The 24,529-nt window shown below is 57.7% G+C and carries 19 protein-coding genes; 11 read left to right on the top strand and 8 right to left on the bottom strand.

The window, feature by feature from the left end; genetic code table 11:
- The first annotated feature begins 50 nt into the window (after positions 1-50).
- Positions 51-1,796: a C4-dicarboxylic acid transporter DauA gene (gene dauA / locus ASQ50_RS08360; RefSeq protein ID WP_058092429.1), complete on the top strand. Its 1,746-nt coding sequence runs from the start codon at positions 51-53 to the stop codon at positions 1,794-1,796.
- Between the two features lie 5 nt (positions 1,797-1,801).
- On the opposite strand, the gene ASQ50_RS08355 is transcribed toward dauA, so the two are convergent.
- On the bottom strand, positions 1,802-3,043 hold the full coding sequence (locus ASQ50_RS08355; protein ID WP_156509987.1) for a hypothetical protein: 1,242 nt from the start codon (positions 3,041-3,043) through the stop codon (positions 1,802-1,804).
- A 74-nt stretch (positions 3,044-3,117) separates the two neighbouring features.
- Here ASQ50_RS08355 and ASQ50_RS08350 point away from each other — a divergent pair, with 74 nt between their 5' ends.
- Together ASQ50_RS08350 and ASQ50_RS08345 are read left to right on the top strand one after the other, a co-directional pair.
- Positions 3,118-5,061 carry a CASTOR/POLLUX-related putative ion channel gene (locus ASQ50_RS08350; RefSeq protein WP_058092431.1) on the top strand — a complete coding sequence of 648 codons (1,944 nt, stop codon included), beginning with the start codon at positions 3,118-3,120 and terminating at the stop codon, positions 5,059-5,061.
- 89 nt (positions 5,062-5,150) lie between these two features.
- On the top strand, positions 5,151-5,492 hold the full coding sequence (locus tag ASQ50_RS08345) for a P-II family nitrogen regulator (RefSeq protein WP_058092432.1): 342 nt from the start codon (positions 5,151-5,153) through the stop codon (positions 5,490-5,492).
- 19 nt (positions 5,493-5,511) lie between these two features.
- Here the strand turns inward: ASQ50_RS08345 and ASQ50_RS08340 are convergent, their stop codons facing one another.
- The 4 genes from ASQ50_RS08340 to ASQ50_RS08325 are packed head-to-tail and all read right to left on the bottom strand — an operon-like array spanning position 5,512 to position 9,751.
- Positions 5,512-7,500: a cation:proton antiporter gene (locus tag ASQ50_RS08340; protein WP_058092433.1), complete on the bottom strand. Its 1,989-nt coding sequence runs from the start codon at positions 7,498-7,500 to the stop codon at positions 5,512-5,514.
- 14 nt (positions 7,501-7,514) lie between these two features.
- Positions 7,515-7,904, bottom strand: a complete 390-nt coding sequence (locus tag ASQ50_RS08335; RefSeq protein WP_058092434.1) for a CBS domain-containing protein — start codon at positions 7,902-7,904, stop codon at positions 7,515-7,517.
- A gap of 12 nt (positions 7,905-7,916) precedes the next feature.
- Positions 7,917-8,267: a hypothetical protein gene (locus ASQ50_RS08330; protein WP_058092435.1), complete on the bottom strand. Its 351-nt coding sequence runs from the start codon at positions 8,265-8,267 to the stop codon at positions 7,917-7,919.
- On the bottom strand, positions 8,264-9,751 hold the full coding sequence (locus ASQ50_RS08325; protein ID WP_058092436.1) for a DUF1538 domain-containing protein: 1,488 nt from the start codon (positions 9,749-9,751) through the stop codon (positions 8,264-8,266). Before ASQ50_RS08325 ends, ASQ50_RS08330 begins: the two co-directional genes overlap by 4 nt.
- Before the next feature lie 309 nt (positions 9,752-10,060).
- On the opposite strand from ASQ50_RS08325, the gene ASQ50_RS08320 reads away from it, so the two are divergent.
- From ASQ50_RS08320 to ASQ50_RS08300, 5 genes are all read left to right on the top strand, one after another.
- Complete coding sequence (locus ASQ50_RS08320; protein ID WP_058092437.1) at positions 10,061-11,653, top strand: isocitrate lyase; 1,593 nt, start codon at positions 10,061-10,063, stop codon at positions 11,651-11,653.
- 382 nt (positions 11,654-12,035) lie between these two features.
- Positions 12,036-13,127: a hypothetical protein gene (locus ASQ50_RS08315; protein ID WP_058092438.1), complete on the top strand. Its 1,092-nt coding sequence runs from the start codon at positions 12,036-12,038 to the stop codon at positions 13,125-13,127.
- Between the two features lie 60 nt (positions 13,128-13,187).
- A complete protein-coding gene (locus ASQ50_RS08310; RefSeq protein ID WP_058092439.1) occupies positions 13,188-13,523 on the top strand; it encodes a hypothetical protein in 336 nt (111 codons plus the stop codon).
- A gap of 15 nt (positions 13,524-13,538) precedes the next feature.
- Positions 13,539-14,231 (top strand): C39 family peptidase, encoded by a 693-nt coding sequence (locus tag ASQ50_RS08305; RefSeq protein ID WP_058092440.1) that lies wholly within the window; start codon positions 13,539-13,541, stop codon positions 14,229-14,231.
- Between the two features lie 4 nt (positions 14,232-14,235).
- Complete coding sequence (locus tag ASQ50_RS08300; RefSeq protein WP_058092441.1) at positions 14,236-14,700, top strand: hypothetical protein; 465 nt, start codon at positions 14,236-14,238, stop codon at positions 14,698-14,700.
- 7 nt (positions 14,701-14,707) lie between these two features.
- Here ASQ50_RS08300 and ASQ50_RS08295 read toward each other — a convergent pair whose 3' ends face one another.
- Together ASQ50_RS08295 and ASQ50_RS08290 are read right to left on the bottom strand one after the other, a co-directional pair.
- Complete coding sequence (locus ASQ50_RS08295; protein WP_058092442.1) at positions 14,708-15,772, bottom strand: transporter; 1,065 nt, start codon at positions 15,770-15,772, stop codon at positions 14,708-14,710.
- A complete protein-coding gene (locus tag ASQ50_RS08290) occupies positions 15,769-17,154 on the bottom strand; it encodes a sigma-54-dependent transcriptional regulator (protein ID WP_058092443.1) in 1,386 nt (461 codons plus the stop codon). Before ASQ50_RS08290 ends, ASQ50_RS08295 begins: the two co-directional genes overlap by 4 nt.
- Positions 17,155-17,425: 271 nt before the next feature.
- On the opposite strand from ASQ50_RS08290, the gene ASQ50_RS08285 reads away from it, so the two are divergent.
- Positions 17,426-19,243, top strand: a complete 1,818-nt coding sequence (locus tag ASQ50_RS08285; protein WP_058092444.1) for an SLC13 family permease — start codon at positions 17,426-17,428, stop codon at positions 19,241-19,243.
- Here ASQ50_RS08285 and ASQ50_RS21730 read toward each other — a convergent pair whose 3' ends face one another.
- The gene (locus tag ASQ50_RS21730) at positions 19,244-19,846 is read right to left on the bottom strand and encodes a TetR family transcriptional regulator (RefSeq protein WP_058092445.1); all 603 of its coding nucleotides are present in this window, start codon (positions 19,844-19,846) and stop codon (positions 19,244-19,246) included.
- A 172-nt stretch (positions 19,847-20,018) separates the two neighbouring features.
- On the opposite strand from ASQ50_RS21730, the gene ASQ50_RS08275 reads away from it, so the two are divergent.
- Both ASQ50_RS08275 and ASQ50_RS08270 read left to right on the top strand, forming a co-directional pair.
- Complete coding sequence (locus ASQ50_RS08275; protein WP_058092446.1) at positions 20,019-21,185, top strand: efflux RND transporter periplasmic adaptor subunit; 1,167 nt, start codon at positions 20,019-20,021, stop codon at positions 21,183-21,185.
- Positions 21,185-24,298, top strand: a complete 3,114-nt coding sequence (locus tag ASQ50_RS08270; protein WP_058092447.1) for an efflux RND transporter permease subunit — start codon at positions 21,185-21,187, stop codon at positions 24,296-24,298. Before ASQ50_RS08275 ends, ASQ50_RS08270 begins: the two co-directional genes overlap by 1 nt.
- The last annotated feature ends 231 nt before the right edge of the window (positions 24,299-24,529 follow it).

The raw sequence follows: 24,529 nt of genomic DNA, 5'->3' as shown, positions 1-24,529 counted from the left end.
CGTCATGAGCATATAATGACTAAGCTATAGCCGCAACCGGGAAGTGCCTCATGTCGCACCGCGCTCATCTGTTTTCTCTGAGGATTGCCCACGCCTTCCGTGAAGCCTGTGTGGATGAGCGTTATACCGGCGGCCGCTTCCTGAAAGACCTGATGGCCGGCGTGACCGTCGGCATTATTGCTATCCCCCTGGCCATGGCGCTGGCCATTGCCAGTGGCGTTGCCCCCCAGTATGGCCTGTATACCGCTTTTATCGCCGGCTTTGTGATTGCCCTGTTTGGCGGCAGCCGGTACAGCATCTCCGGCCCCACGGCGGCGTTCGTGGTGATTCTGTACCCCATTGCCCAAAGCTACGGCCTGGGTGGCCTGCTGCTGGCCACGCTGATGTCCGGGGTGTTGCTGGTGATTATGGCGGTGATGCGCCTGGGCCGTTTTATCGAGTATATCCCGGAATCCGTCACCCTGGGGTTCACCGGCGGTATTGCGGTGGTGATCGCCACCCTGCAGGTGAAAGACTTTTTCGGCCTGTCGGTAGAGACCATGCCGGAGCATTACTGGGACAAGCTGGCGGTGCTGGCCCAGCAGTTACCGGCGCTGGATTCCATGAGCACACTGATCGCCGCCATTACCCTGGCGGTTATGTTGCTCTGGCCCAGGCTGAAAACGCCGGTGCCGCCGCATTTGCCTGCGGTGATTATCGGCAGCCTGCTGGCGATCTGGTTCAATGCCAATGGGGCTGCGATAGAAACCATCGGTTCCCGGTTCAGTTACCTGTTGCCCGATGGCAGTACCGGTGCCGGCATTCCCCCCTTCCTTCCCGAATTTGCCTGGCCCTGGCAGCAACTGAATGCCCAGGGCGAGCCGGTAGGCCTGTCCTGGAATATGGTGCGCGAGTTGCTGCCGGCGGCCTTTGCCATTGCCATGCTCGGGGCCATTGAATCCTTGCTGTGTGCCGTGGTGCTGGATGGCATGACCGGCAAGCGCCACAGCGCCAACAGCGAACTGATGGGGCAGGGCATCGGCAACATTGTGGTGCCGTTTTTCGGCGGTATTACCGCCACCGCCGCCATTGCCCGCTCAGCTGCCAACTATCGGGCCGGGGCCCAGTCACCGGTGGCTGCTATGGTGCATGCCCTGGTGGTGTTGCTGGCGCTGGTGTCGCTGGCCGGTATTCTGGCATACCTGCCCATGCCGGCCATGGCTGCGCTGCTGATCATGGTGGCCTGGAACATGAGCGAGGCCCCCAAGGCCGTGCATCTGCTGAAAACCGCCCCGCGCAGCGATGTGCTGGTGTTTTTTACCTGTTTTGGCCTGACCGTGGCGCTGGATATGGTCATTGCCATTACCACCGGTGTCTTGTTGGCGGCGGTGCTGTTCATGCGTGAAATGGCTCAGATGACCAAGGTGACAGACATCAGCGATAACAAACGGGTAGTGCAGGCCGGGCTGCCGAAAGGCTGGCGGGTATTCAAGATCAACGGCCCGCTGTTCTTTGCCGCCGCTGACCGGGTTTTTGGTGAGCTTGCGGATCTGTCCCGGGAAACCCGGGGCTTTGTGTTGTACATGGATGGCGTGACCGTGCTGGATGCCGGCGGTCTGGCGGCGTTGAACAAACTGATTGACCAGTGCCGGAAAAACGGTACCGAAATCATGATCGCTGACCTTCAGTTTCAGCCCCTTAGGGCCCTGGCCCGGGCTGGGCTCAAACCGGAACCGGGGGTCAGCAGTTTTTATCCATCGCTGGCCTCGGCTCTTGAAACCCTCAGTGCCCGCCGCAGTGCCCCGCAGATGGTTTGATCCGCTTACAGCGGCCAGTGCAACTGCAGGTTGCCGCCGCCAAACCCGAATTTGTGCAGGTAGAAGGTGGGGTTCAGGGTTAATACGGCCTGGTTGCTGGCGCTCAGTCGGGTTTCAATAGGCACGGCCAGCTTGCCGGTAAAGCCGGTGTGCCGGCGTTGTTCCTCCTCCTGTTCAAACGTTTGCCGGATCTCGGGCGCACTCAGATAAATGCCCGGGCTGATGCTGGTGTTCTGGCTGGCGCTCAGGGTGATCTCGGCAAAGACCGTGGGTTCCCGGCGCCGAATACGTCCCTCATCGTTCAGCTCTCGGCCGAAATATCCGGTTTCGTCCAGTTGCAGCCAGGCCACTCCAACCGTGGGGGAGAGGCGGTGCGGCACCAGGGTGGCGGAGCCCCGGGCCTTCAGGTGATCCCGCTCGAATCCGGTGGCCCTGTTTTCATCGCTCCGCTGTAGCGTGTAATCTCGCCGTGTGCGCTCACCTTCCAGGTGCAACCCAATCAGCCAGTCTCCGGTTTGCTGGCGATGGCTGATGGCTCCGCGCTGGGTTTCGTTACTGACGGCCAGCTCCTGCTGCTGGCTGATGAACCGGGAATCGGGGGACAGATTGAGCGATACCGTCGTGCCTTCCACGGCAGATGATCCCTGGCGATGCCACTGCAGGAAATAGGAACGGGGCTGCTTGTCGAAACGGTCGGCGGTATCGGTTTTTTCGTTGAAGTAGTAATCCGGTAGTATCACAGAGGCGTGCAGCCAGCTCTGGCTGTCGAGGTGATGGCGCGCGCTAAGATAAATGTCCGATTCCGCCTTGTCTGAGAACACATCGCCTTGCAGCCACACTTCTGTGCGCTCGCCAATGTTCTGGCGGAAGCCTACCAACTGCCGCTGATAGGGACCGTCCAGATCCTCCGCCCGCTGAATGTCCAGCAGAAAGCCGTTCTGATCATCGCGAAACCCGAAATCCTGGCGGTAGCGGAAGTCGAAATACAGCCGGCGGCTGCTGACACTGCCGCCGGTACCGCGGATGCCGTTGTCCATGGCGGTCGGTAACGCCTGACGGTGATCAAACGTCAGTTCGTGAAGGAAGCGCTCGGTGTCATAGGCTTCATCCCGGCCCAGTACCACTGCATCGGACCTCCAGGGTTGCGGGATATGAGCATTGCTGGCGCTTGCGGTGCCGGAGAGGGTGATTGCCAGTGCCAGGATCATCCGACGGGAGGCAGGGCTTCGAGTTGAAGTTGTTGTCATGGATTGAGGTCACCTTCCTGACAGGCTTTGTTCTATCCTATGTCCAACACTGACGATTCGCAAAAAGGACCACCATGTTGCCATTCCGGGTTGTTGACCGTCTGAAGTTCATTGTCGAACGCCAACTTGTCAAAGGGGCAGGATTCCAGTTACTGGTTGTCGGCTTCTTTATTGGGCTTATTTCGCTGATCGGCGGGATGCTTGTGGTGCCCCAGGGGGGAGAGTTCGACGACCCGGGCTCGGCTGTCTGGTGGGCGTTTCTGCGGCTGACCGACCCGGGTTATCTGGGCGACGATGTGGGTACCTGGCAACGGGTGGTCTCCACGTTGCTGACCTTGCTGGGCTACGTAGTGTTTATGGGTACCCTGGTGGCCATCCTCACCCGCTGGTTGATTGCCAAGATGGAGGAGCTGGAGCGAGGCCTGACACCGGTCACGCTCAAAAACCATTTTGTGGTGCTTGGCTGGACAGCGCAAACGCCGCCACTGGTAGCAGAGCTGTTCGGATCAACCGGGCGGATGGAGCGTTTCCTGGAGAAACACGACACACAGAAGTTACGGCTGGTGGTCCTGGCGGAGGAGGCCAGTGCCGAACAGGTGCATCAGTTGGGGAGCGAGCCCGGCGTTGGGCGAAGGGCTCGTGAGGTGATTCTTCGCAGTGGCTCAGCGATTCAGCCAGATGCCTTGCATCGGGTAGCCTGCCTGGATGCCGCTGCAGTGATTGTGCCCAGCCAGGTTCACGATGCCGGAAGCTTGGTGACGTCAGATGTGGAAACCGTCAAGGCACTGCTGTCCATCGCTGCCCAGGCTCGCCATCTGAATGCGCCTTTGCCATTTGTGGTGGCTGAAATTCAGGACATGCGCAAGCTGTCGGTGATTGAGCGCGCCTATCCGGGAGCGGTTGAGGTGGTTGCGGGCGATGTCACCATCAGCAGGTTGATGGTGCAGAACGTTCTGCATCCCAACCTTTCGGAGGTTTATAACGAACTGCTGACCGCCGGAGAAGGCAGTGAAATTTTTGTCAGGGGTGGTGAAACCGCAGAAGGGTTGAGCCTTGGCGAGCTGGCAGCCCAACGCCCCCGCGCCATTGTACTTGGTTTGTTGCAGCCTTCTGCTAGCGGTTGGACCGTCAACTTGCTGGCGTCACCGGAAACCATGATTCGCCGCGAAGACCGTGTGGTGCTGTTGGCCGGTGATTACGAACATACGGGCGCAGACCCGAAAGCCGAACCGTTGCCAGTTATTGCAAGGAGCGCCGCGCAGCCCCACGCAACTGGCCGTTCGGATGCTCATAGGGTGCTGGTGTTGGGCTGGAACCGCCGGGTACCCAGCCTGGCGGCTGAGTTTAGCAGCTATAAAGGGCGCAATTTCATGCTGGATATGGTGTCGGCCACCCCGTTAAAAGAACGCCAGCGGGAAATTGCCCGTTATGGCGTTGATCTTGAAGCCATCAACGGTCAATTGCTGGAAGCTGACTACATGGTGGAAGACGATCTGCGAAAGCTGAACCCCGCCAGCTATGATACGGTCATGCTACTGAGCAGTGACCGCCTTGGTTCCGGGGAAGAGGCCGATGCCCGGGCCATGGTTGGCTACCTGCAGCTGGAAGACATTCTGGCCGAGGCACCCCGGCGCCCGCAGGTAATTATGGAGTTGAGTGATCCCGACAACCGCCAGCTGCTCTATGGCCACCAGAGTGAGATGCTGATCAGCCCGATGATCCTGAGCCACGTTCTGGCTCAGGTAGCCCTGCGTCGCGAACTCAGGGTAGTGTTGGATGAGTTATTTACTGTGGGTGGCGCCGAGATTCAGTTCCGCGATCCCCACGATTACCCGTTACCTGCGAGCGCGGATTTCCAGCTGCTTGAAAAAATTGTTGCCGCCGGCGGTGAGATCGCGCTTGGCGTATATCGGGCAAAGGCGAATGAATTGGGGCGGCACCTGCAGCTCAACCCTCCCCGGAGCGAGTGGTTGGCATTGGCAGAGCGGGATCAGATTGTTGTGTTGGCTTTAAATTGAGCAAGATCAGTCTTGGTCCCATCTTTAATGGGATAGTCGGTGGCTGGTGGTAAAGTATCGGTGTTCTGGAAGGGAATTAAGGAGGCAGCATGGATTTCAAATTGATTATGGTTTTCGTTGACCAAGAACGGACGGACATTGTGCTTGATGCGGCTCGAGATGCTGGTGCAACGGGTGCCACTATCATCAATAATGCGCAAGGACGAGGTCACAAGCCTCATTACACGTTCTTTGGTTTCGAGTTTATGGGAGCCCGAAGTGTTGTTTTGATCCTGGTTGAGGCCAGCCGCTCGCGGCGGGTCCTTGATGCTGTCTGTGCCGCGGGCAAACTTGATGAATCGAAAGAGACGGGGATCGCAATTGAGTTGGACGTTGCCCAGGCCGTTGGCTTGAAGGAGCACATTGAGTTTCTCCGTCAACAGCCCAAATAAAATCTTCACTGAGCCAGCCTTATGCTCCCCTGGTTGGCTCAATACCGGTCATTTCTAGCTGAAGGCTATCAATTTCCGATTGGGGCCCGAGAACTACTAAAACATCGTCAGAGGTCAGGCGGATATCCGACTCTGGATCTTTTACCCGATTGTTGTTTCTGACAAGGGCGGAGACCGCAATTCGGCTGTATGGGGCGATAAGCTGCTCAATGGTTTTGTTGACTCCGGGATCCCCTTCAAAAACGCGTATTGCGTGCAGTATCTCGGCATCCGGGTTCTCATCCAGAAGTGTGTCGACGTCGCTTCGGAAAATTTCTTTAAGCATCGGGTACCTCTTCCGCCTTTGATCCGCGAGATAGCGGGCTACCTTCCTTCCCGGTACTTTAAGCGAGAGCAAAAGGTGAGAGGCAATCAGCAGGCCGGTTTCAAGCGTTTCCGGTATAACTTCCGTGGCACCGGCGTTTCGCAACTCCTGTTCAAAGCGATCGTTATTGGTTCGTACGATGGTTTTGAGGTCTGGTCTGATAGATTGAACTATCCGAAGTGTCTGTAATGAGGAAGCGAGATCATTGTGGGTGATGATTAAAATCGAAGTACTGGCTAGCCCTGCATTCTCAAGAACTTCCCTGTTAGCACCATCGGCGCAGTAAACGGCATGGCCGGCGAGGCGCGCTTCCTGAACGATACTGGGATCAAGCTCAAGGCCCAGAAAGGGGATGCCCTCCTTTTCCAGAAAGGCGCCCACCACTTGCCCGGTTCGGCCGTATCCGCAAATGATCACGTGGTCGCCAAGATCGGATGGTTGCCCGGTTCCCATCAGTTCTTGATTGTCCACTTTGGATTTCTGAACAAACAGACGGTTGGCTAAATAGTCGCTGTGGTGCATCAGGAATGGACTTATAAGCATTGAGATTAGAACAGACATAAGAACTGTCTGTGCAATTAATCCGCCTATGGTTCCGCTCTCTATTCCGATGGTCAGCAAGGCAAACCCGAACTCACCACCCACCGAGAGCACAATCCCAGTCCGGAAGGCCGTTGCTAAATCGATTCCGGATAGGCGGGTAATGATTGTCACGATGAGCAGCTTGGTAATGATCAGAAAACTGGCGCCTACCAGTGCCTCTGGCCAGATCTCAAGCAATACCTCAGGGTTAAAAAGCATCCCGACGCTAACGAAGAACAGCCCTACAAGAACATCTCTGAAGGGGCGGATGGTGGCATCGACTTGATGTTTGAATTCGGTGTCAGCCAGGATCATCCCCGCAAGAAACGCGCCAAAGGCCATGGATAAACCCAATGCTTCTGTAGTCCAGGCTGCGAGTAGCGATACGAAAAGCACGGTGAGTGTGAAGAGTTCCGCTGAGCGTCTCTCCGCTACCAGATGAAACAGTGGCTTTAGCAGATATCGCCCAACAATCAGTACCAGCACAAGTGCAATGCCGGCCTTGAGCAGGGCGAGCCCGAGTTCGCCAGTGATTTGATGGGCCGCTGCCACTCCCAGTACAGGAATAATGACGATAAATGGAACAGCCGTAATATCCTGAAACACTGATAGGGTTATCCCCAGCCTGCCGTGTCGGGACTGAGCTTCGTTTTGATCGGTTAACTGGCGAATAATGATGGTGCTCGAAGACTGGGCGAACACGGCCCCGATAACGAAGGCGGCAGCGGCCGGAACGCCGATTAGCCATGCGGCCAGGCCAACAATAATCGTTGTCAGGACAACCTGTGCTGTGCCCAGGCTGAGAATGGTGTGCCTCAATGCGTATATCTGGCTCACGGAATAGCTGAGGCCAATGGTGAACAAAAGAAAGACGATGCCATACTCGGCAATAATCCGGATGTAATGTTCAGATACAACGGGCCCAGCCGTATTGGCTCCCAATGCTACCCCAACGGCGAGATAGGCCAGGCTTGGCGGAATCCTCAATTTCTGAAAAAGAAGAACCACCGTAACGGTGGCTCCAAGTAGCATCAGAAGTTGTGTCAGAGCGTGTTCAGCCATAGTAAGGGGACCGGTTACTCAACCTGCTCAAGCAACACCGCCATAATGTCGTCCATGGTGACAAAGCCCAGCAGGTCATTGTCCTCCAGTACCAGGATGCGTTTTACCCGGTGTTCGGTCATCAGGCTGGCGACCTGGCGAACAGCGAGACTTTTCCCGACCGAGATTGCCGGCTTAGCGCAGGCGTCGTAAACGTTCAGCAGGTCAATGTCACCTTCTTCGGCAACAACGGTCTTGAGCACATTGGTGTAGGTAATCAGGCCGTAGGCATCATTTGGGTGCTGTTTCTCGACCACCAGGGATTTCACATTATGCTTCTTCATCAGGCTCAGGGCTTCCCGCAGCTTGGCGAAGGGGGAAACACAAACCACGTCGGTAACCATGACCTCTTTGACCAGTTTCATCTCCGGTGCTCCTTAGATATTTTCTTTCAGATGCTGTTCAAACTTCTGGAACTGGGACATATCAATGCCGCCCAGGTGTTCCAGCGGCAGGGTGAATACCAGTCCCTGGGAATCGTTTTCCGCCGGCATCAAAAGTTTTTGAATGGATTTGAGTATCTGCAAGGACAGGCCCTTTTCCAGAACCATCACCAGCACACTCTGGCTGCCGTCGTAGGTCAGGCCAAAGAAGGTCTTCTTGGCCGTGTTGCTGATGCCCCGGCCGGAAAGCACGGTAATGCCGCCGGCGCCCAGATCGCGGGCGGCATCTATGCATTCCTGTTCCTGGTCTTCCGGAACAATGGCTACGAGAACGGAAAATTTCATGGTCGCACCTCTCTGCGGTCTGTCAGCCATTGCATGACAATGGCGTAGAGCATCACCGTAACAATAGGAAAGATAGAAGCGAAAGCAATCAGGCCGAAGCCATCAATCAACACACTCCGGCCCTCGATATTGGTGGCCAGGCCAATGCCGAGGGCGGTCACCAGGGGCACGGTCACCTCGGAGGTGGTCACCCCGCCCAGATCGTAGGCCAGGGCCACGATATATTTCGGGGCCAGGGCGGTCAGGATGATGACTACCGTGTAGCCACCCATAATGTAGTAATGCATGGAGCCGCCAACAATGATCCGGTGCACCCCGATGCTGATGCCAACGGCCACGCCCAGGGCAACCAGAATGCGAATGGCATTACCGTTGATCCGCCCGGAGGCGGCCTCTTCGGCCTGCTTGCCCACAGCGAGCAGGGCCGGCTCGGCCATGGTGGTGGCAAATCCGATCATAAAGGCGAACAGATAGATGAAGCCGAACCTCTCGAGCTCAATCAGCTGCTCCGCCATGCTGGTGCCAATCGGGAACAGGCCCATCTTGAGGCCGACGACAAAGGCATACAGGCCCAGAATAACCAACAAAAATCCGAACAGGATCTTCGGCGGATTGGACAAGCCCCGGCGCAGGACGATGTACTGGAAGAACAGAATGGTCAGGATGATGGGCAGCACGTCCCGGAACATCTCCGCCAGCTCCAACAGCATTTTCAGGGCGCCGGAGATGGCTTCGCCTTCGTCCTGCAGGAGCATGGGGCCCGCTTCGTCGGATACGCCGCCGCTGTAAACCACGATGCCGTAAAGTTGCACGGTAATCATTGGCACCATGACCGCCAGGGCCACCAGGCCAAAGCCATCGGTGAGCGGATTGCGGCCCCGAATGGAAGCGGCCAGGCCGATGCCCAGGGCAGCAATAAGCGGCACGGTAACAATGTTGGTGGTGACTCCACCGGAGTCGTAGGCCAGCCCGACAATTTCTTCCGGAGCGAACCAGGTGACGATGACCACGGTGATGTAACCGATGATCATGAACCAGTGCAGCGGGTAGCCGAAGATGGTCCGGAACACGCCGAGGGCGATCACCACGCCAACCGACGTGGCGACCAGAAGCCGGAGGGTGAGAGCGTCAATCTTGCCTTCGCTGATCTCCTGGGCCTGTTGGGCTACGGCAATCAGGGCGGGCTCTGCCACCACGGCGGAGAAACCCATGGCGAAACCAAACGAGAGCAGGATAGGTACCGACCCCCGCTTGGCAAACTGGTTGGACAGGCTTTTGCCCACCGGGAAAATAGACAGCTCAAGGCCCTGAAGGAACAGGGCGACACCGGCAGCAACAATCAGCAGGCCAATGGCCATGCTGAGTGTATTGTCCGGCATCTGCTGAAGTACGACCAACTGGAAGAACACAACCACCGCAATAATCGGAAACAGATTCTTCAGTGCGTGCAGCAGCGAGTGGCCGAAAGCGCGGATGTAGAACACCGGATACCTCTGTTACCCGTCGTCGCCGGGGCGTGATATTAATCAAGTGGCTGAATCATAGCATGTTATAGCGTGGCCAAAATGACCGGGCTCAAGAACGGCTCTGGTCTACCGGCTTATCCATTTTTGGTATTCACCAGAAAAATGCCGAAAATACACCATATAAATTTCAATTATAAATCGGAAAGCACTAAAGTTACGCCCAACGTCATCCCCTGCCGGGTTGTATGAGCAGGCGGTTGGCTCCGGAGGCTGCTGGCAGCAGCGTTTCCGACCCTTTTGAACACTAACGTAGAAAGGATAGAGACCATGCCCTACGCACAAGACGTCGACCAGATTGCTTCCATCCTGAAGCAGAACCCGACCTGGAATGCTATCAACCCGAAGCACGCTGCCCGCATGCGCGCCCAGAACAAATTCAAGACTGGTCTGGACATCGCCAAGTACACCGCCAAGATCATGCGCGAAGACATGGCTGCTTACGACGCCGATTCTTCCCAGTACACCCAGTCTCTGGGTTGCTGGCACGGTTTCATCGGCCAGCAGAAGCTGATCTCCATCAAGAAGCACTTCGGTACCACCAAGCGTCGTTACCTGTACCTGTCTGGCTGGATGGTTGCTGCCCTGCGTTCCGAGTTCGGCCCGCTGCCTGACCAGTCCATGCACGAGAAGACTGCGGTTTCTGGTCTGATCGAAGAACTGTACACCTTCCTGCGCCAGGCTGACGCATGGGAACTGAACCACCTGTTCCGTGCCCTGGAAGAAGCTGAAAACGCCGGCGACAGCGCCAAGGCGGCTGAGCTGATCAAGCAGATCGACAATCACGAAACTCACGTTGTGCCGATCATTGCCGACATCGACGCTGGTTTCGGTAACGCCGAAGCGACCTACCTGCTGGCCAAGCAGATGATCGAAGCCGGTGCTTGCTGTATCCAGATCGAGAACCAGGTATCCGACGAGAAGCAGTGTGGCCACCAGGACGGTAAAGTAACCGTTCCCCACGCCGACTTCCTGTCCAAGATCAACGCAGTTCGTCTGGCGTTCCTGGAGCTGGGTGTGGACGACGGCGTGATCGTTGCCCGTACTGACTCCCTGGGTGCTGGCCTGACCAAGCAGATCGCTGTAACCAACGAGCCGGGTGACCTGGGTGACCAGTACAACAGCTTCCTGGACGGCGAGTACATCGAAGACGCTTCCCAGATCGAAAACGGCGACGTTGTGATCAAGTCTAACGGCAAGCTGCTGAAGCCGAAGCGTCTGGCCTCTGGCCTGTTCTGCTTCAAGCCTGGCTCCGGCGAAGATCGTGTTGTTCTGGACTGTATCACCAGCCTGCAGAACGGTGCAGACATGCTGTGGATTGAGACCGAGAAGCCGCACGTTGGTCAGATCGCTGCCATGGTTAACCGCATCAAGGAAGTAGTGCCCGACGCCAAGCTGGTTTACAACAACAGCCCGTCCTTCAACTGGACCCTGAACTTCCGTCAGCAGGTATTCGATGCCATGAAGGAAGAAGGCAAGGATGTATCTGCTTACGACCGCGCCAAGCTGATGAGCGCCGAGTACGACAACACTGAGCTGGGCCAGCTGGCTGACGAGTGGTGCCGTAACTTCCAGCGTGATGCGTCCCGTGAAGCGGGTGTGTTCCACCACCTGATCACCCTGCCGACGTACCATACTGCGGCTCTGTCTACCGACAACCTGGCCAAGGGCTACTTCGGTGACGAAGGCATGCTGGCGTACGTTGAAGGTGTTCAGCGCAAGGAAATCCGTCAGGGCATCGCCACTGTGAAGCACCAGGACATGGCCGGTTCCAACATCGGTGATGACCACAAAGAGTTCTTCGCTGGTGAAGCGGCTCTGAAGGCCGGTGGTAAAGACAACACCATGAACCAGTTCGGTTAATCGACCGGTTCCGGTTGTCCGGCAGGCACGCGGTGCCTGCCAGCTACCAGAGACCCCGCAAGGCTTTTGCTTTGCGGGGTTTTGTTTTTTTTAACACGTCTGATTTTGGCTATCTGCCTGATTCCCCGCCTTTCTTTTTTGTTTGTCCAAGTGTCGTTAAAACCTGCTGTTTCAGTAATGGAACAGGTCGTCCTGGTGTTCGCTCTGGTGTCGAGCAGAATCACTCCTGAAAATCTATACAAATCAGATAGATAAAAGCTGTCTGGTAAGGTTGGCACGGTAATCGCTCCAATACATGAGCGGGTCTGGACCTTGGCTTACCCGGTTGCTGGCGGGTTGGGTCGGATTCCTCAAAGCCAACAAACTCAAAGGAAATGACATCATGAATACCAAGAAAAGTCTGCTAGCAGCTGCCATCGCCATGAGCATGGGTATCTCCGGTTACGCTATGGCACAACAGGGAGGAGACGGCGACCCCAACAACAACGCCAATGACAATTCCTCTGCCAACACCAATTATTCCGGAAACACGGATTCCGGTAACGACAACTCCACCGACAACTCCGATAACTCGAACAATTCAGACAACAGCACCGATGTGTCTGATTCGTTCAAGATTGCCGACAGTGGCAACAACATGTCGGATAATTCCAACAACTCCGATAATTCGAACAATTCGGATAACTCCAATAATTCCGATAACTCGGATAATTCGGACAACAGCACCAATGTTGCCGACGCGTTTAAGATTGCCGATAGCGGCAATACCGATGCGTCTGATAACTCAGACAACTCCGACAATTCGGATAACAGCACCAATGTCAGCGATTCGTTCAAGATCGCGGATAGCGGCAACGACATGTCAGATAACTCCGATAACTCGGACAACAGCACCAACGTCAGCGACTCGTTCAAAGTCGCGGACAGTGGTAACGACATGTCAGACAACTCCGATAACTCGGATAACAGCGACAACTCGGACAACAGCACCAACGTGAGCGATTCCTTCAAGATCGCCGACAGCGGTAACACCGATAACTCGGATCATTCAGACAATTCGGATAACTCCGATAACTCTGACAATTCCGACAACAGCACTAACATCAGCGATTCGTTCAAAATTGCTGACAGTGGCAACAGTGACAGTTCCGATAACTCCACCAACGCCACTGATTCCTACAACACCGACAGCAGCGACAATTCAGATAACAGCACCACCACGCTGAATCTGTCCCTGGAAGTGTTCATGAACGATGCCGAGCTCAATGGCTCTGTATCGGGGACCAACGTCACCTACGGCAGTGCTAACGGTGAAAGCTCCTATGTGGATACCCGGGCCTCCAATGAGATTTCCGGTGGCTCCGCTAACTTCACTGGTGTCGGAGCCTTCGCCCAGAACGCGGGCGTGGGCAGCGTGACTCAGGCCAACGTCAGTGTGATGTCCAACCTCAACGCGGGTGGTGGCACCAACTGAGGCAATCAGGGCTGCTCCGGGTGTTGAACCGGGCAGCCCTGTGTTGTCGGGAGATGTGTCATGACAAGGTGCGTCACGCTTTTACTGGTACTGGGCAGCCTGTTTGCCATAACGGCGAACGCGGGTGACTGGCCCGATGTAGAACCACTGAGTGCCGAACAGCTGGATTCCGCCAGCGGTCGCCAGGGCATCTCCATGCAATGGCAGCTGAATGAAACCCAGCAGAATGGTCTGGTCAGTGGCAACGTACTGTCCGGCCCGGTGATTACCGGCGACAACCGGATCAGCGACCACGCCTTCGACAATATGAACGGCGTTGCCACGGTGATTCAGAACAGTGGTAATCAGGTCGTCATCCAGGACAGTACCCAGATCAACATACTCATCAACCATTGAAACCGGAGGCGGGCCATGGCGGGAATACGACAGCTGGTGACGGGTGTTCTGGCGACCCTGCTGTGGCCTTCGGCTTTTGCCGGAACTGTGTTGGTTCCCGGCCCCGGGGGCGATGTGCAGGTTAGTGTCAGCAGTTTTCTGGACCAGCGATACCAGGATGTCTTCCGGCAACAGTACGATTTCAGCTGTGGCTCTGCAGCGCTGGCCACCTTGTTGTCGTTTCACTATGACCACCCGGTCAATGAACAGGAGGTGTTCATCGGGATGCTGGCCATCGCCGATGAAGACAAGGTTCGTCGGGAAGGTTTCTCCATGCTCGATATGAAGCGCTACCTGGAAGCGGAGGGGTATCAGGCCGACGGATTCCGGCTGCCCCTGAGTGGACTGCGAGAACAGGTACGTGTGCCGGTGATTGCCCTTGTTACCCTGGGGGGCTACCGGCATTTTGTGGTTATCCGGGGCATAAGTGAGCGCGAGGTGTTGGTGGCAGACCCCGCCCGGGGTTTGAAGGCCTACAGTTGGGCTGAATTCGAGCAAAGCTGGGATGGCTCAGCGTTCGTGATTCGTAGCCATCTGGACCAGGGGCGGTCCAGCTTCCTGGCAGACGGCCAATGGCCTGGACTGGCCCGGGCACCGCTGTTCAAAGGTCTCAAGGGGCCGGGTGTTGGCCATACCTTGCCCTATTGGCCCAGCGCACAGGAGTGGTGAGATCATGACAAAGGGTACCGGTCTATCCATGGTTTTTCTGCTGGTGGCACCGCTCGCCTGGTCCGACATGCGGGTGTCAGCACCTCCACTCAGCGACAACGAACTGGCCGAATTACGGGGCGGATTTGTGCTGGATAATCTGGAGATTGCCATTGGCCTAGAGCAGGTGGTGGCGGTCAATGGGGATACCCTGGTGGTCAACAGACTGCAGATTCCCGACCTGAATCGCCCGGTGTCCAATGCCTGGAGTAGCCAGATGGAAACCGTGCTGTCCGCGAACGTCCCCGGCTTGCAGGGGCTGGAGCTGGTGTCTGGCGCGGCGGGTAATGGGGGCTGGATGACTGTGATCCAGAACAGCCTCAACAGCACGGTCATTCAGAACACCCGGCAGCTGAATATTGAACTCAACAACCTGGGTGGCGCCTATCGCCTGCCCAGAGACTCCGGCCTGCCTCTGATCCTGCCCTGATTGCCGGTTAAAGGTTGATCGGCAGTTTCAGTGTGATTTCACTGTTAGGTGCGTTATCGGTAACGCCAACGGCGACTGTCAGGCTCAGGGTGGTTGCTGGTGATAGCCGATGAGACAGGCCGAAGGACAGTGAACCTACCTGAATACGATCAAAATTGGCGGCGAACAGATCGTTGTTGTGTTCAAAGGTGGTTTTACGAATCACCGAGTGGTCGTAGCCGAGGCTGAAAGACGTCCGTTCGTTAAACGCAAAGCCCATACCGAATCCGAAACGGACCACATCTCCCGGATCGACGGTCCCCCCGTTTTCAAAGCCCTGCTCCTCCTTGATTGTCCACACGTAGCTCAGGTTGCCAAACAGCACCGCGGGGTCTGTGGGGTAGATGAAAGATAGGCCAGGCTCTACCGACCAGAAGCCGGATCCTGTCGGCCGTTCTGCCAGTTCGATGCCGATGGGGTTGCCGCTGTTGTCGGTGAGCACCCGTTGTTTGACGTCGTAAGGGCCGTCGCCGGTCGGGGCTTTGGCTCGGAACACTCCGATCAGATAGGGCCAGCCATCGAGGCCGTCGTTGAGCTGGTAACGCACGGCCAGTTCAACATCGCCAAGTCCTTCACCGGACGATTCTCGCAGGGTGTCTACCGGCGTACCCTGGAAAATCTCTCTTTCCCGAAGATCCTCCCGGATACTCAGGTATGGCACCCGAACGCTGCCCTCAAACCGGCTGGTGAACCCATACTTCAGGGACACGGCGCTGACGAAAATGTCCCGCTGAATCTCGGAGATGTTGATCAGGCCAATCAGCAACGCGGGAATGATGGTGTAGCCCTCCACCGCAACCCGAGTGGCGTTACTGTGGGCGTGGGAGAACGAGGGCTCGATGGTGAAGCGGCCGGGCCGGGTCACTATGCCCCGATCTGCAGTGATTGAGGCGATGTCCGTTGCGGTATCCTGAACGGCCTGTTGTTGGGCGGCATCCGTGGTTGTTCTGGGCCTGGCGTCTGGTTCAGGTGGCGCGGCATTGGCTGTGCTTGCCAGGGCTGCGGCTAACGCTATCGGGGTCAGTGGTTTCATGTTCGGTCTCCTTGCCCTCTGCCGGGGTTCAGGTTGATGCTGGAAGGGAGCTGCAGGTTGTGCTTTTCGAGTAGCCGGTAAAACGACACCCGGGAAATCTTCAGTAGGCGAGCGGCGGCGGAAACGTTCTGGTGGGTAAGCGACAGGCTGGTGGAGATAGCCTGCTCCTCAGCCCTGGCTCGGAACGCCTCAAGGGTGAACCGGTCTGGTTGGGCAGGGGCGCCGGTTGGCTCCAGCCCCAGATCTTCGGGCGTAATATGCAGTGACTTAGTCATCAGCACCGCCTGGCGGATTCGATTCTGCAATTCTCGGAGGTTGCCCGGCCAGCTATGGCGAGCCAGAGTTACCAGGGTGTCGCTTCCGATCTGATATTGGCTTCCATCGCAGGCATCCAGCGCTCGGCGGGCCAGGAATGGAATGTCCTCGAGGCGTTCTTTCAAGGTAGGCAATGTCACGCTCAGATTGCCCAGCCGGTAGAACACATCGGATCGAAACAGCCCCTGTTCCACCCTCTTTTCCAAGGGCACGCTGCAGGTTGCGATGATGCGGACGTTGACCTTTATCGGGCGACTGGCGCCGACAGGCTCAATGATACCGTCCTGAAGGAATCGCAGGATCGCTGATTGCTGTTCCAGGCTTAGTTCATCGGCGCCGGTGAGGACCAGGGTGCCGCCATCGGCTGCAGCGATCCGGCCCATGCGCTTGTTCAAGGCGTGGGTAAAGGCCCCCCGTTCGTGTCCGAACAGCTCGCTCTGGGTTAATGAAGCGGGCAGGGCGGCGCAGTTTACATTGACCAGGGCCTGCGTGCGCCGATCGGAATGCTCGTGGGCGAAGCGTGCCGCCGCCTCTTTGCCGGTGCCGCTGGCGCCGTAGATCAGCAACGGCTCGTTGGTGATGGAGAACTTGCGAACCAGGCTGCGGGCCATGCGAATGGCGCTGGAGGGGCCCTCCAGCGCGTACTGTTGATAATCACTGGCATGGTCGGAACTGGCCAATGCTTCGGTCAGTTTCGACATGCCCCACATGTGGCCAAGGCTGTCGGACAGGCGGTAGGGGGCGATGGGAAGGGTGTGGTAATCCTGGCAGAATTCCCGAATCAGTTGGCGCACCGCCGGGTGTTGCAGCTGCTCGCGCCGAACCAGGGCGAGCCAGGACGATACCGGTAAAGCCTCCAGCCAGGGCGCGAACAACGGTAACCCGGCAAGCTCGAGATCGGCAACAACACACACACCCACCGCCAGCCCCCGCCAGTGCGGCAAAATGGCCAGGGATTGGGTATTGATATCAACCGGTACAATCGCCCACTGGGATGTGAGTGATGACGGTACCGTGTTTTCGCCTGAATCCGCCGACAACCAGACGAGCGGTCGTTTCTGTTCCATAACCTTGCTCCTGCAAAGTGACTGAACAACCGACTGCTTCTGTTGGGAATCTTGGGGGAGCGAATGCGGAAACTGCTATAGTCGACCACGGCCCTGTGACCTGCTGATGAGCTTTGTCATGCAGGCGGAATCCCTGACAACCAGGCAAGCAGATTCTGCACCAGTTCTCCGGGGCGTTGACAATACAGCGAGTTGGAGATGGGTGTGGGGCGCACTGACAAGAGCTCTGTAAGGAAAGCTGACATGTCTGGCCGAAGAGTGGAGTGGCTCCATGCTATCTGATCAATGGACGGTGTTTCTGATTCTGGGCACAACCCTTGCCCTGTTTATCTGGAACCGCCTGCGCTTCGATATCGTAGCCATGCTCGCCTTGCTGGCGGTTGCTGTCTCCGGCCTGGTTGCCCCCGACCAGTTGTTCGCGGGATTTGGTCACCCCGCGGTGATTACCGTAGCCGCTGTATTGGTGATCAGCCAGGGGCTGGTCAACGGTGGTGTTGTGGATGCAGTCGCCCGATTGCTTGGTAAGGTTGGACGTAACGCCGTTCTGCAGGTCATCACCCTGACTCTGGTGGTGGCCTTGTGTTCCGGCTTTATCAATAACGTGGGTGCGCTTGCGCTGTTGATGCCCGTGGCGATCTGGATGTCGCGGCAGTCCGGGCGCTCTCCGTCTTTGCTGCTGATGCCACTTGCCTTCGGCTCTTTGCTAGGAGGCACCATTACCCTGATTGGTACACCCCCCAATATCATTATTGCCAGTTATCGCGAAGCGGGCTCTTTCGGCCTGTTTGATTTTGCGCCTGTTGGGCTGGCCATTACCGCTGTCGGCATCGTGTTCATCGGTGTGATTGGCTGGCGTCTGACACCCAAGCGCGACGACCCGGCTGGTGGCGACAAACTGTTCAGCGTTGGTGAGTATGTTACTGAACTGAAGGTGCCGGAAGAGTCGCCCTTTGCCGGTGGCACACTGCACAACCTGCTTACCTCGGGCGGCACCGAGAAGAGCCTGGTGGCACTGGCATTGATTCGGGGAGAGGAGGTCTCGCCAGCACCATCAACCTTCAACGTGCTGAAGTGCGGCGATGTGCTGTTGGTGGAAGCCGACACCGAGAGTCTGCAGGAGTTTGTCGAGCAAACCGGGCTGGCACTTGCCAATGCGGTGAACGACGAGGATGAAGAAGGGAAAGAGTCGGAGCCAATGACATCCCGAGAGGGCACCGAAGAGCAGGTGGCAGCCGGGGACGTTCGACTGACGGAAGCCGTGATTTCACCATCGTCGCGTTTAATCGGGCGTTCCGCCAACCGACTGAACCTGAGAGAACGCTACGGTTTGAACGTGGTGGCCATTGCCCGGCAGGGGCATCGATTAAAGCGGCGCCTGGCAGACATCCGATTCCGTTCCGGAGATATCCTGCTGGTGCAGGGCTATGAAGACAATTTGTTATCGACACTGCAAACCCTGGGTTGCCTGCCGCTGGCGGAGCGGGGCTTGACCCTCGGCCGGGAGAAAAATCTCTGGCTGGCCGGCGGGGTGTTCCTCGCCGCCATCGCGATCATCCTCTCTGGCCTGCTGACACCGCCCGTGGCGCTGGTGGCCTGTGCGGTGGCCATGGTGCTTGTGCAGTTGATGGATGCCGGCGATGCCTACCGAGCCATCGACTGGCCGGTGATCGTGCTGCTCGCCGCAATGATTCCCGTAGGGCAGGCCCTTGAAACCACGGGTGGTGCTGCGTTGATAGCGGAGCAGATCCTGACGGTTGCCCAGGGGCAGGCCGCCTGGGTCGCCTTGACCATCATCCTGGTGGGCACCATGTTGTTGTCGAACGTGGTCAACAACGCGGCGGCGGCCATACTGGTCGCCCCGATAGCCCTCGGGGTGTCCAGCCAACTTGGATTGGCATCGGATGCCGTTTTGATGGCGGTGGCCGTAGGCGCTTCCTGTGCCTTCCTTACCCCGATCGGGCATCAGTCCAATGCCCTGGTTATGGAGCCTGCGGGTTATCGTTTCGGGGATTATTGGCGCCTTGGCTTGCCGTTGTCGGTGCTCGTGACGGTTGTCGGAGTGCCGATGATACTTTGGGTCTGGGGATGACTAGCGTTCGGCCAATAGGCCCCGGAAGTAAGCCTCTACAAAGGTAGGCGCCACGTCAGCCAGCGGCCATTGCTCTGGATCGGCCAGCCAGTCAAAAAACAGTCCCAGCATTTGTGTATGCAGCAAGTAGGCGGCCTGGGCGGGCGTTAGTTCCGGGTGTAGCTTTATCCGGTTTTCCGGGCGTCCCAGGATTTCCGTGACAAATTCTGTGGCTTCCCGGGCCAGCTCCCGGTGTTTGGCAATGGCCTGGTCGGATTCATTGCGATGGAACAGAATCATGTAAACGCGAAAGTAGCGGGTGTCCTGGGCCAGTTTGCGAAGTGCGACAATGCACAGGTTTTTCAGGCTCTCAAGCCCCTGATCCGCTTCCGCAGTTTCATCCATCATCTCACCCAGAGGCGCTCGCACTCGCTCAAGCATAGCGTCGAGGATGTCCGCCTTGTTGCGGAAATGCCAGTACACCGCGCCTCGGGTAACGCCGGCCTTGCGGGCGATTTCTTCCAGCGAGGTTTTGGCAACGCCCTTGTCCATAAAGACGCATTCCGCCGCATCGAGAATGGCTTCCCGGGTGGCTTCGGCTTCGGCTTTTGTTTTTCGGGCCATGATTAATCGCAGTCATCTGATGGGAAAAAACCGAAGTATAAAGGAAATCAGTTTACATACATACATGAATGGATGTATTTTAGCGCCCTATTAACGTTATGTATTATCCCGGGCCCGCTATTCCATCCCGGCTCGCCTTATGTCTTTAAACCGGTTTTCAGGAGACCGCGCCATGCGCATTGATAACGTTCACCGGCCGATGGCTCGCAATGGCTTTTTGGTTGCAGGTTTGTCATGCCTGTTCATTCTGTCTGGTTGCAGTAACGACGGCGCAGGCAGTCAGCAGGGCGGCGGTATGCCGCCAGCAGCCGTGGTGGTTGAGCGAGCCGTGGCCGAAAACATCAGTGTGCGCCAAGATTATGCCGGCCGCGCTCGGGGTGCCCGTGAGGTGGAAGTGCGGGCGCGGATTCAGGGTATTCTGGAAGAGCGTCTGTACGAAGAAGGCCAGATGGTACAGGAAGGCGACCCGCTGTTCCGGATCGATCGCAAGCCTGCGGAAGCGGCCTTGCAACGGGCCCAGGCTCAGCGCCAGGTGGCCGAGGCCGACCGGCGCCAGGCTGAACGGGAGTGGAACCGGATTTCATCACTGTTCCAGCGCAACGCGGTGAGTGAACGGGACCGGGATGCTGCCCAGTCCGCACTGGAGCTGGCCCAGGCCAATCTGGCGGTGGCCAATGCCGGCGTCGCCCAGGCGGAGCTGGACCTTGGTTATACCTCGGTAACCGCGCCGGTCAGCGGTGTCACCAGCCTGGAAGATTTTCCCGAAGGCAGTCTGATCAGCTCCGGTACCCTGCTGACCACGATTGTCCAGCTGGACCCGATCCATGTGCGCTTTGCCCTGCCTGAGAACGACGCCAACATTCGCCGGGCTGCCCGCGAGGGGATGCGCGGTGCCGGCGATCAGGAAGTGGCCGCCCGTCTGATACTGGCCGACGGCCAGGAATATGAGCTGGATGGGCAGATCGACTTTACCGCCTCCACGCTGGACCCGCGTACCGGTACAGTATCGGCCCGCGCGGTCTTTGGTAACCCGGAGAATGTGATCGTGCCCGGCCAGTTTGTACGGGTTCGGGTTGAGTTGCAGAGCTTCGAAGATGCCATCGCAATTCCGGAAAGAGCGGTGACTCAGGGGCCGAACGGGCCGGTGGTCTATGTGGTTGACGATGACAGCACCGCAAAGGCACGTCGGGTAGAGCTTGGCCCGGTGAGTAGCGGTCGCCAGATCATTCTCAGCGGCCTGGAAGAAGGTGATCGTTACATCGTCAGCGGCCTGGTTAACCTGCGCGATGGCGCAACGGTAAACGTCACCAATACCGATGATGAGGGAGGCTCAGACTGATGCTGCGGACCTTCATCGACCGGCCGATCTTCGCATCGGTCGTTTCCATCATCATCACGCTTGGTGGTCTTCTGGCACTGATTGGGCTGCCCGTAGAACAGTATCCAAACGTAGTTCCGCCCCAGGTGGTGGTGGACGGCCGGTTCCCGGGTGCCAGCGCGGACGTGATTTCGGATTCAGTGGTGGCGCCGCTGGAGCAGGAAATCAACGGCGTGGACAACATGATCTACCTGGAATCCAGCGCCACAGATTCCGGCAGCTTCCGGGTGACGGTCTCGTTTGAGATTGGCACCGATCCTGACCAGGCCACCATCAACGTCAATAACCGGGTACAGCAGGCGCTGGCTCGCCTGCCCCAGTCCGTCCGTAACCAGGGGTTGAAAGTGGAAGCCCGTTCCACCTCCATCCTGCAAGTGATTACCCTGTCTTCTCCGGATAACACCATGGATGTGGTGGAGATCTCCAACTATGCCTTGCTGAACGTGCTGGATGAGTTAGTGCGGTTGCCCGGTATTGGCGATGCCTCCCTGTTCGGGGCCCAGGATTATTCCATGCGGGTGTGGCTGAGGCCGGACAAACTCGCCCAGTACGAGCTGACTCCCAACGATGTAGCCATTGCCTTGCGCGCCCAGAACGCCCAGTTTGCGGCGGGTCGGATCGGGGCGGAACCAGCGCCCGAAGGGCAGGCGTTCACCTTCAGCGTGTCAGCCCCGGGCCGGCTGACCAGCCCTGAAGAGTTCGGTGAGGTGATCCTGCGTAGTGATGATCAGGGTGCCTCCCTGCGCCTGAAAGACGTGGCCAGAATCGAGCTGGGCGCCCAGAACTACGACTTCGCAGCGGTCTACAATGGTGGTGCCACCGTGCCCATGGGGGTGTACCTGCAGCCCGGTGCCAATGCCCTGGACGCTGCTGATGCCGTGAACGCGGCCATGGAAGAAATTGCAGACCGCTTCCCGGAGGGCCTGGAATACAACGTGCCCTACGACACCACCCGGTTCATTGATATCTCGATCCAGGAGGTGATCTCCACCTTCATTGTGGCGGTGTTGCTGGTGGTGCTGGTGACCTTCCTGTTCCTGCAGCATTTCAACGCTACCCTGATACCGCTGATTGCCATCCCGGTGTCTTTGATTGGCACCTTTGCCGGCATGCAGGCACTGGGGTTCTCGGTCAACTTGCTGACCCTGTTCGGCTTGATACTGGCGATCGGGGTAGTGGTGGATAACGCCATCATCATCATGGAAAACGCCGAGCGCCTGATGAAAGAGCAGGGCTTGTCTTCCTACAATGCGGCGGTTCTGACCATTCAGCAGGTGTCCGGCGCGGTGGTGTCTTCCACTCTGGTATTGGTGGCGGTGTTTGCCCCGGTGGCCTTCCTGGGCGGGCTCAGCGGTGAGCTGTACCGACAGTTTGCGATAACCATCGCGGTGTCGGTGGTGATATCCGGCATCGTGGCGCTGACCCTGACACCGGCGATGTGTGCTTTGTTGCTCGGCCACGAAGGCAAACAGTTGGCAGTATTCCGCTGGTTTGACGCCGGCTTCGACAAACTCACTAACGGCTTCTCTGCCGTGGTGGACTGGTTGCTGCGCCATGCGGTGATTGGCGTGCTTCTGTTTGCCGCGATGCTTGGCGGCACCGCCTTCCTGCTGAACAAAATGCCCTCTGGCCTGGTGCCCCAGGAAGACCAGGGGTTTGTGTTAGCGGCCTACTCGCTGCCCCCCACCTCGGCCCTGAGCCGGACGGCGGACACTCGCGACCAGCTGGTTGAGCAGATGATGCAACTGCCGGAAGTGAAAGACGTGGTGTCCTTTGCCGGTTTCGACATCATCTCCAGCGCTCTGCGGACCAACAGTGGTGTGGCCTTCGTGACACTGGAAGACTGGGCAGAGCGGGAAGGCGAGGGCCAGAAGGCGGCCGACATCGCCAACAAGATCATGGGCATTGGCTTTGGGATGCCGGAAGCGTTTGTGATTGCCTTTACCCCGCCTCCGATTCAGGGCTTGTCCACCACCGGTGGTGTGGAAGGCTATATTCAGGCCCGTGGTGGCCGCACCCCGGCTGAGATCAAGGCCATGGCAGACCAGTTCACCCAGGCCGCCAACGCGCGGCCGGAATTGCAGAATGTGCGGGTGACCCTGGATACCGGCATTCCCCGTTACAAGGCCAACGTGGATCGGGAAAAAGCCCAGGCTGCCGGGGTTCCGATTGACCAGATCTTCACCACCATGCAGAGCACCTTCGGTGGCCTGTACGTGAACGACTTTACCCTGCAGGGCCGTAACTGGCAGGTAAACCTTCAGTCAGAAGGTGAGTTCCGTAGCCATCCGGACGACCTGCGCCGGGTGTTTGTGCGCTCCAACTATGGCGAGATGATTCCGCTGAGTTCCCTGGTGGAACTGGAGCGGGTCAGCGGCCCCGATATCCTGAACAGGTTCAACGTGTATCCGGCCGCCAAACTGCTGGCAGACCCGTCGCCGGGCTTCACCACCGGTGACGCCCTGGCGGCCCTGCAGGCGGTGGCGTCGGAACAGTTTGATCGTAACACCCTGCTGGGCTGGACCGGTGAAGCCTACCAGCTGCAGGATTCTGCGGACTCCGGCACTCTTGCCTTCGGCATGGGCCTGTTGCTGGTATTCCTGATCCTGGCCGCCCAGTACGAACGCTGGGGCTTGCCGGTGGCGGTAGCGACCGCTGTGCCGTTCGGTGTATTCGGTGCTGCGCTGGCGTCTTTGTTACGGGGCTTCCCCAACGATATCTACTTCCAGGTGGGTTTGTTGGTGCTGATTGGCCTGGCTGCGAAGAACGCCATTCTGATTGTGGAATTTGCCGCCCAGAACCGGAAAAGTGGCATGAGTTCCTTTGATGCTGCCAGCACGGCTGCACGCCAGCGTTTCCGGGCCATTATGATGACGGCACTGACGTTCATCGTGGGCTCCATGCCGCTGGCCTTCAGTACCGGTGCGGGTGCGGTTTCCCGTCAGGAAATCGGTACCGTAGTGGTGGGCGGTATGCTGGCGGCCAGTACCCTGGCGCTGTTCTTCGTTCCCTTGTTCTACAAGCTGATCGAAGATCTGGCCGACTGGCGGCGTAACCGCAAGAAGGATGCCTGAGGTGGCCTGATTTCTGTCACCTATCGTAATGATAGCTACTGAACCGCCGTGGGTTTTGCCCTCGGCGGTTTTTTCTTTGTTATTCTTTCGGACAGGCAGAAGATACGAAGAGCAGGTGGGGAAGGCCTTTCCAAAACCTTGCGGAGCCATGGATGGCGGAGCAGAGCGTACAGGGATGTATTCACAGCGTGTTTTGGAAAGGCCTTCCCCACCTGCTCATACCACCGAGCC

The sequence above is a fragment of the Marinobacter sp. LQ44 genome (assembly GCF_001447155.2).
In the GTDB taxonomy this organism is placed as follows: Bacteria; Pseudomonadota; Gammaproteobacteria; order Pseudomonadales; family Oleiphilaceae; genus Marinobacter.
This window is presented reverse-complemented; position numbering and strand designations above follow the sequence as displayed.

What these genes read in the sequence shown, in the direction of transcription:
- dauA (WP_058092429.1), top strand. Translation starts at nt 51, where the DNA reads ATGTCGCACCGCGCTCATCTGTTTTCTCTGAGGATTGCCCACGCCTTC.
- ASQ50_RS08355 (WP_156509987.1), bottom strand. Translation starts at nt 3,043, where the DNA reads ATGACAACAACTTCAACTCGAAGCCCTGCCTCCCGTCGGATGATCCTG.
- ASQ50_RS08350 (WP_058092431.1), top strand. Translation starts at nt 3,118, where the DNA reads ATGTTGCCATTCCGGGTTGTTGACCGTCTGAAGTTCATTGTCGAACGC.
- ASQ50_RS08345 (WP_058092432.1), top strand. Translation starts at nt 5,151, where the DNA reads ATGGATTTCAAATTGATTATGGTTTTCGTTGACCAAGAACGGACGGAC.
- ASQ50_RS08340 (WP_058092433.1), bottom strand. Translation starts at nt 7,500, where the DNA reads ATGGCTGAACACGCTCTGACACAACTTCTGATGCTACTTGGAGCCACC.
- ASQ50_RS08335 (WP_058092434.1), bottom strand. Translation starts at nt 7,904, where the DNA reads ATGAAACTGGTCAAAGAGGTCATGGTTACCGACGTGGTTTGTGTTTCC.
- ASQ50_RS08330 (WP_058092435.1), bottom strand. Translation starts at nt 8,267, where the DNA reads ATGAAATTTTCCGTTCTCGTAGCCATTGTTCCGGAAGACCAGGAACAG.
- ASQ50_RS08320 (WP_058092437.1), top strand. Translation starts at nt 10,061, where the DNA reads ATGCCCTACGCACAAGACGTCGACCAGATTGCTTCCATCCTGAAGCAG.
- ASQ50_RS08315 (WP_058092438.1), top strand. Translation starts at nt 12,036, where the DNA reads ATGAATACCAAGAAAAGTCTGCTAGCAGCTGCCATCGCCATGAGCATG.
- ASQ50_RS08310 (WP_058092439.1), top strand. Translation starts at nt 13,188, where the DNA reads ATGACAAGGTGCGTCACGCTTTTACTGGTACTGGGCAGCCTGTTTGCC.
- ASQ50_RS08305 (WP_058092440.1), top strand. Translation starts at nt 13,539, where the DNA reads ATGGCGGGAATACGACAGCTGGTGACGGGTGTTCTGGCGACCCTGCTG.
- ASQ50_RS08300 (WP_058092441.1), top strand. Translation starts at nt 14,236, where the DNA reads ATGACAAAGGGTACCGGTCTATCCATGGTTTTTCTGCTGGTGGCACCG.
- ASQ50_RS08295 (WP_058092442.1), bottom strand. Translation starts at nt 15,772, where the DNA reads ATGAAACCACTGACCCCGATAGCGTTAGCCGCAGCCCTGGCAAGCACA.
- ASQ50_RS08290 (WP_058092443.1), bottom strand. Translation starts at nt 17,154, where the DNA reads ATGGAACAGAAACGACCGCTCGTCTGGTTGTCGGCGGATTCAGGCGAA.
- ASQ50_RS08285 (WP_058092444.1), top strand. Translation starts at nt 17,426, where the DNA reads ATGCTATCTGATCAATGGACGGTGTTTCTGATTCTGGGCACAACCCTT.
- ASQ50_RS21730 (WP_058092445.1), bottom strand. Translation starts at nt 19,846, where the DNA reads ATGGCCCGAAAAACAAAAGCCGAAGCCGAAGCCACCCGGGAAGCCATT.
- ASQ50_RS08275 (WP_058092446.1), top strand. Translation starts at nt 20,019, where the DNA reads ATGCGCATTGATAACGTTCACCGGCCGATGGCTCGCAATGGCTTTTTG.
- ASQ50_RS08270 (WP_058092447.1), top strand. Translation starts at nt 21,185, where the DNA reads ATGCTGCGGACCTTCATCGACCGGCCGATCTTCGCATCGGTCGTTTCC.